The following is a 6,302-nucleotide window of genomic DNA, read 5'->3' as shown; positions in this document are numbered from 1 at the left end:
TTTCCATCCCCTGCTCTACTGGACCGACAAGGACATCTATCAGTATCGCATGGCACATGACCTGCCAGAACACCCTTTGGAGCAAAAAGGCTATTTCAGCATAGGCTGTGAACCCTGCACCATACGCATAGACACCTCCTCAGGGCGCGATGGACGATGGTTTGGAATGAATAAGACCGAGTGTGGGCTGCACTTGGAATTAAAAGAAGGATTGAGATGAGAATATTGGTCACTGGAGGAGCCGGATACATAGGCTCGGAGATCGTACGGACACTGGCTGATTCTTCAGATGTCCATGAAGTGGTGGTCTATGACAATCTGAGCAGACCGAATTACAACCTCTTTTTGAATAGGGATAAGATCCGCGGAAAGGTCCGATTCATCCAAGGTGAATTGTTGGACTCCCGTAATCTGAAACTGGCTCTCGAAGGCATAGACTGGGTCATCCATTGTGCGGCCCGAGTCATCTCTCCATTCTCCGATCAACTATCCCACAGTTTCGAGCAGGTCAATCACTGGGGTACGGCAGAGTTGGTCTATGCCATCGAGGAGGTCGGCACCTCTCGATTGACACATCTGAGCAGTTCGTCCATCTATGGTAGTCATCTAGAGCCCGTAGGAGTTGGTGACATACCCAACCCGCAGACCTTCTACGGCATCTCAAAACGCAGGGCCGAGGAGCATGTCGAGCGATTGATAGCTACTGGTCATGATTCTCAGATACTCCGGTGCGGAAACGTATACGGATTCAGCAAGAGTATGCGATTCGACACGGTGATCAATCGCCTACTCTTCGATGCACATTTCAGAGGTCGTGTCGTGATACATGGAAGCGGAGAACAATACCGTGCATTCATCCATATCAGAAGCATCGCTGACCTTTTTGCTAAAATGGCTACAGAGAGGATTACATCTGGGACATTCGACTTGGTAGAGATGAATCTCAAGGTCAATGAGATCGCTCAGACCTTGAAGAATATCTATCCAGAGATGGAGATGCTGTTCATCGATCAGAACATGAAGATGCGTGAGATCCAAATCCGAACGGAGTCGCAACTGGCACCATGGACACCAAGGACCTCAGTCGATCTGGAGAAGGACCTGATCGAGTTCCGAGATCACTTCTCGTTCTGAGTAAAGACTCAATCCATCAGGCTCACCTGCTCCTGCCTCACAATGTTCATGTTGGGTAGTCCGTACATGGAGGTCACCTTCCCATTGAAACATACCTTCTCATTCAGGAGATACTCCTTATGGATTCCATCGAAATTATTGAAGTCCTTCTTACGTACATAGACATTGAAGACCGTATTTGGGAACTTCTTATCCACGTTGAGCCAATAGTTACCTGAGCTGCTGAAACGTGTGCTCACCACAGTGCCGCATACCCTGACCTTGTCTTGAGACCCCATCCACCGCTTGGCCTGTGTGGTATTGATGTGTCCGGGTGGTAGAGAAGGAGCATATAAAGGCTCCACACCATCCCAGGTGGATTCAGGAAACCAGTCGGAGATGTTCATCTGAGATTCTTGTTCATCACTAGCCAGTGCAGAGAAGAAGTCATAGCCGGTGATCTCTTCGGCCCGATCGATACTCATGGCATGATCCGAATTGTGGCCATCGAGCGGTCTGTTATCCATGATGAATGCCACTCCTCTCCCATGTACATCATCCCAGACCACTTTGGCATAGCGCTGGGGTATGGGCAATTGATGGACACCGCGTTCTATGCGCTCAGCATCAGCATCTATGATAGGTAGAGTGACCACATAGAGTGGCACCTCGTTCCGGAGGACATAGGCGCGAAGCGTAGCTTCGAGTTCTGCCCAAGATTCCCGATTGAAATCCGGATGCTGGGGGCTCATATTCGAGTAGAAGTAACTCTCAGAAAGTGCAGTACGGTTCCAACTGAAATCAGCCGATGGCGCCAAGTGACCTCGATCGTAGCCGAATCCGTCATAGACATAGCTGCTGTCGGGCTGGAGTTCCTTGAGGAAATAATCGGCCTCTACCGCATCACCTTCTACCAAAGGGTCGTCCCGGAAATCATTGGTACGGCCAAAGCCACCCTTAGCGATATCAGGTGAGATGATATGTGCGACCCAGGCCGCTTGACGTGAGGATGCATCGAATGAGACCACCATGGCCGAATGTGAAATATACTCCTCTGAAGGAAGGCCACTTCTGTGCAAGTCGTTCAGGAGCACCTCGGATTTCAAGTGCTCGATCCTCATCTGAAGAGAATCGATCATAGTCTCATGGTGCGCTATCTGAGTCTCTAAGCGCTCTACCTCGGGGATGATTTCTTGAGACTTCAATTGAAGACTTAGAAGTCCCATCAAAGCCCATGGAAGGATATATCTCTTTGCTACACTCATTGAGCTGAACTAGGTGTTGAGTTCTTTCGCATGCGCATATTGAGGAATTCTACCAGTAAGGAGAAGGCGATCGCGAAGTATAGATATCCCTTCGGTATCACGCCTACTTCCCTTCCCATGACCTCGGCATGTGCAAGATGCATGCCTTCTGCGATCAACATGAATCCGATGAGGATCAAGAAACTCAGACCGAGCATCTGGACCGTAGGATGTTTCTGGACGAATGACCCTACTGGATTTGCGAAGAGAAGCATGATGATGACCGAGACCACAACGGCAATGACCATCAGCATCAAAGCCCCTTCCATCCCATTGGTCATACCCACTGCAGTGAGTATGGAGTCGAATGAAAAGACGATGTTAATCATCGTGATCTGCACGATCACCGAACTGAAGCTCTTGCCCTTGGCCGTGCTGTCCAGATTATGATGTCCATCTCCTTCCACCTTATCGTGTATCTCTGAGGTACTCTTGTACAACAGGAATAGACCTCCGATCAAAAGAATGATGCTCTGCCCTGAAAAGCCCGCACTCATCCATCCCCAATCCACACTGATCCAAGGCTCCTGCATGCTGATCAACCAACTGATACCGAGCAGCAATACCAAACGCAGGACCATGGCCAATATCAGACCGATATTAGTCGCCTTCTTCCCTTCTGCCTCAGGTAATTTGCTGGAAGAAATGGAGATGAATATGATGTTATCTATTCCCAAGATGATCTCCAAGAAGACCAAAGTCAACAGGACCACCCAGACATCCGGATTCATGAATATTTCCATAGCACAGATTTTTCGAGCTCAAGTTTACGGTATTCAGAAAGATCGACTCGTCATGGAGTTCCTCCACATGGAGAAATGAGCTGATAGAGCTAAATTTGCAGCCCTTGAATCATCAGCAGACCGCAGCATATTACACCTTGGGATGCAAATTGAATTTTGCAGAGACCTCCACCATTGCCAGGCAATTGAGCGATGAGGGATTTGCACGGGTCGATTTCGAGAACGGTGCGGACGTGTATGTCATCAATACCTGCTCTGTCACAGAACAAGCGGACAAGAAGTGTCGCAACATCGTACGCAGGGCCTTGGGGCACAATCCGGAGGCATTTATCGCTGTGGTGGGTTGCTATGCCCAGTTGAAGCCCAGCACCATCGCTGAGATCGATGGAGTGGATGTGGTTCTGGGAGCCAACGAGAAATTCAACATTGCCGAGTACATCGATCCTTCCAGAAAACATTTGGAGACCTTGATACGAAACTCTCATATCAAGGAGACCAAAGAATTCATCCCATCTTGGAGCGCAGGTGACCGTACGCGAAGTTTCTTGAAGATCCAGGATGGCTGCGATTACTTCTGCTCCTTCTGCACCATCCCCCTGGCCAGAGGTAGAAGTCGCAGTGGATCGGTCACTCAGGTCATACAGAATGCTCGGGAGATCAGCGCTCAAGGCATCAAGGAGATCGTTCTCACAGGGGTCAACATCGGTGATTTCAAGAATGATCAAGGAGAAAGATTCATCGATGTGGTCAAGGCCTTGGATCAAGAAGTTTCCATTCACAGGCTGCGCATATCCAGCATCGAACCCGATCTACTGAGCGAGGAGATCATAAATACGGTGGCTGCTTCTGATCGTTTCATGCCGCATTTCCACATTCCCCTACAAAGCGGAAGCGACACCCTGCTCAAGGCCATGCGAAGGAGATATGACACGGAACTCTATAGATCCCGAATCGAATACATCCGTTCCGTATTGCCCGAAGCCTGTATCGGGGTGGATGTGATCGTGGGCTATCCCGGAGAGACGGAAGATGAATTTCTGAAGACCGTTGAATTCCTTAAGAGCCTTGATGTCAGCTATCTACACGTATTCACCTATTCCGAACGTCCAAATACCACCGCAATACGTTCTTCTGAGAAAGTGGACATGGGCATACGTCAACAACGCAATAAGATCCTACGTATGCTCTCCCTGAAGAAGCAGCGTGCCTTCTATGAGAAATATCAAGGCAGAACCATGCGGGTGCTCTTGGAGGACAATGCTATCGATGGACGCATGCATGGTTTCACAGAGAACTATATCAAGGTTTCTCTACCCTACGACCCTAAGCAAGGCAATCAGATCATCGATGTACGCTTGGACAAGCTGAATAGCGATGGAGTATATGAATGCGTATCCTTGGAGCAGGAAAAAATTCTGACTTAGGCTGTATGTATCCAACCCTTTACCATGCCCTGAAAGATCTATTGGGCCTTGACCTCCCCTTCCTGAAACTGGTCAATTCCTTCGGATTCTTCGTAGTGCTCGCATTCATCGCTGCTGCTTGGACTTTGAGCAAGGAGATAGAGCGAAAGACCAAGTCGGGGCTTATACGGCCGGTAAAGAAAAAGGTGAATCGCGGTGTACCGCCCAGTATAATGTCCTATGTGACAAGTGCCTTGATCGGCTTCATAATCGGATACAAGTTGATCTATCTCGTATTCGATTCTTCGGTACTCTCTGACGCACCCAGCTATCTATTCAGCAGTGAAGGGAGTATGATCGGAGGTCTGATAGGTGCAGCAGGGCTATTCTACCTGAGATACAGGGAGTGGAAATCCGAAAAATCCCAATATCCGACTGAAACGGAAGAGGAATATATGGTTCCTGCTCGAGAACATGCTAATAATCTAGCAGTTCAAGCGGCTATCTGGGGATTCATTGGGGCAAAGCTCTTCTTCATTTTCGAAGATCCCGATCATATCAAGACCTTCTTCACCAACTTCTCCGTCAACAGTGTCTTGAGCGGATTGACCATCTATGGCGGCCTGATTCTGGGTACCATCGGTGTGCTACGCTATTTCTCTAAGAACGGCATCCCTCCGCTCGTGGGAGCAGATGCAGCGGCTCCTGGCTTTCTTCTGGCATATGGAATCGGACGGATAGGCTGTCAGGTATCAGGAGATGGGGATTGGGGGATTGTCAATACTGCAGCCAAGCCCAATAGTCTCTCATGGCTTCCTGATTGGATGTGGGCATACGACTATCCGAACAATGTGAACGGTGTGGGTGTTCCACTACCGGATGAGGCGACCATCTTCGAAGGATACGGGACTCATCTGGTACCACCTGTATGGCCTACGCCCATCTATGAGACCTTGATGGCCGTGGGTCTGTTCTTGATCCTCTGGGTGCTGCGAAAACGCCTCAAAGCAATAGGTGCCATATTCTTCTTGACCTTCGCATTCAATGGAATCGAACGATGGTTCATCGAGAAGATCCGCGTCAATGAGAAGATCGATTTCTTGGGTCTATCCCTCACACAGGCCGAGTACATTTCCATTCTCATCACCTTGATCGGGGTGATCGGATTCATCTGGGTAATGCGTAAAAGACCTTCTGTCGATGTCAGTACTTGACCTGGACACTCTCCGAGATGAAGTAGTTGCGATCAGCCGCAGAATCGGAGATTGGATGAAGAATGAGCGTATCGACTTCAAATCCAGTGATGTAGAGACCAAGGGTTTCAACAATTTCGTCTCCTATGTAGATAAAGAGGCAGAATCTCGATTCGTGAACTTCCTTGGGGATCTGGTACCTGAAGCCGGATTTATCGCAGAAGAAGGGACCAGTGACAAAGTGGGCGACCGCTATCAGTGGATTATCGATCCCTTGGACGGCACGACCAATTACGTGCATGGGATACCTATGTACTGCACGAGTGTGGCCTTGATTGACAAGGATGAACTCCTGCTGGGGGTCATCTATGAGCCCAATGCGCAGGAGTGCTTCCACGCTATAAAGGACGGAGGGGCTTTTATGAATGATAGTTCCATACAGGTCTCAGAGTGCGGGGAGTTACTTCAAAGTCTGATCGCCACAGGTTTTCCCTATGATGACTTCGAGCGTCAGGATGAATACTTCCAGATATTGAAGCATTTCAC

At 49.0% G+C, this 6,302-nt stretch carries 7 protein-coding genes; 5 read left to right on the top strand and 2 right to left on the bottom strand.

The features are described 5' to 3' along the window. Both HKN79_02890 and HKN79_02885 read left to right on the top strand, forming a co-directional pair. Positions 1 to 220 (top strand): phosphoadenosine phosphosulfate reductase family protein (locus HKN79_02890; protein NNC82497.1); only part of this gene is annotated, 220 nt, incomplete at its 5' end. Then, positions 217 to 1,134 carry an SDR family oxidoreductase gene (locus HKN79_02885; protein ID NNC82496.1) on the top strand — a complete coding sequence of 306 codons (918 nt, stop codon included), beginning with the start codon at positions 217 to 219 and terminating at the stop codon, positions 1,132 to 1,134. The genes HKN79_02890 and HKN79_02885, both read left to right, overlap by 4 nt. Positions 1,135 to 1,142: 8 nt before the next feature. Here the strand turns inward: HKN79_02885 and HKN79_02880 are convergent, their stop codons facing one another. Both HKN79_02880 and HKN79_02875 read right to left on the bottom strand, forming a co-directional pair. Beyond that, positions 1,143 to 2,339, bottom strand: coding sequence for a DNA/RNA non-specific endonuclease (locus HKN79_02880; protein NNC82495.1), 1,197 nt, complete (start codon positions 2,337 to 2,339; stop codon positions 1,143 to 1,145). 35 nt (positions 2,340 to 2,374) lie between these two features. Further along, on the bottom strand, positions 2,375 to 3,160 hold the full coding sequence (locus HKN79_02875; protein NNC82494.1) for a TerC family protein: 786 nt from the start codon (positions 3,158 to 3,160) through the stop codon (positions 2,375 to 2,377). Positions 3,161 to 3,264: 104 nt separating this feature from the next. Here HKN79_02875 and mtaB point away from each other — a divergent pair, with 104 nt between their 5' ends. The 3 genes from mtaB to HKN79_02860 all read left to right on the top strand — a co-directional run. Continuing rightward, positions 3,265 to 4,584 (top strand): tRNA (N(6)-L-threonylcarbamoyladenosine(37)-C(2))-methylthiotransferase MtaB, encoded by a 1,320-nt coding sequence (gene mtaB / locus HKN79_02870; protein NNC82493.1) that lies wholly within the window; start codon positions 3,265 to 3,267, stop codon positions 4,582 to 4,584. A 5-nt stretch (positions 4,585 to 4,589) separates the two neighbouring features. Beyond that, a complete protein-coding gene (locus tag HKN79_02865; GenBank protein NNC82492.1) occupies positions 4,590 to 5,777 on the top strand; it encodes a diacylglyceryl transferase in 1,188 nt (395 codons plus the stop codon). Beyond that, on the top strand, positions 5,764 to 6,302 hold a 539-nt coding region (locus HKN79_02860), incomplete at its 3' end, for an inositol monophosphatase (GenBank protein NNC82491.1). The genes HKN79_02865 and HKN79_02860, both read left to right, overlap by 14 nt.

The sequence above is a fragment of the Flavobacteriales bacterium genome, from assembly GCA_013001705.1.
Lineage (GTDB): Bacteria > Bacteroidota > Bacteroidia > Flavobacteriales_D > JABDKJ01 > JABDLZ01.
This window is presented reverse-complemented; position numbering and strand designations above follow the sequence as displayed.

What these genes read in the sequence shown, in the direction of transcription:
- HKN79_02885 (NNC82496.1), top strand. Translation starts at nt 217, where the DNA reads ATGAGAATATTGGTCACTGGAGGAGCCGGATACATAGGCTCGGAGATC.
- HKN79_02880 (NNC82495.1), bottom strand. Translation starts at nt 2,339, where the DNA reads ATGGGACTTCTAAGTCTTCAATTGAAGTCTCAAGAAATCATCCCCGAG.
- HKN79_02875 (NNC82494.1), bottom strand. Translation starts at nt 3,160, where the DNA reads ATGGAAATATTCATGAATCCGGATGTCTGGGTGGTCCTGTTGACTTTG.
- HKN79_02865 (NNC82492.1), top strand. Translation starts at nt 4,590, where the DNA reads ATGTATCCAACCCTTTACCATGCCCTGAAAGATCTATTGGGCCTTGAC.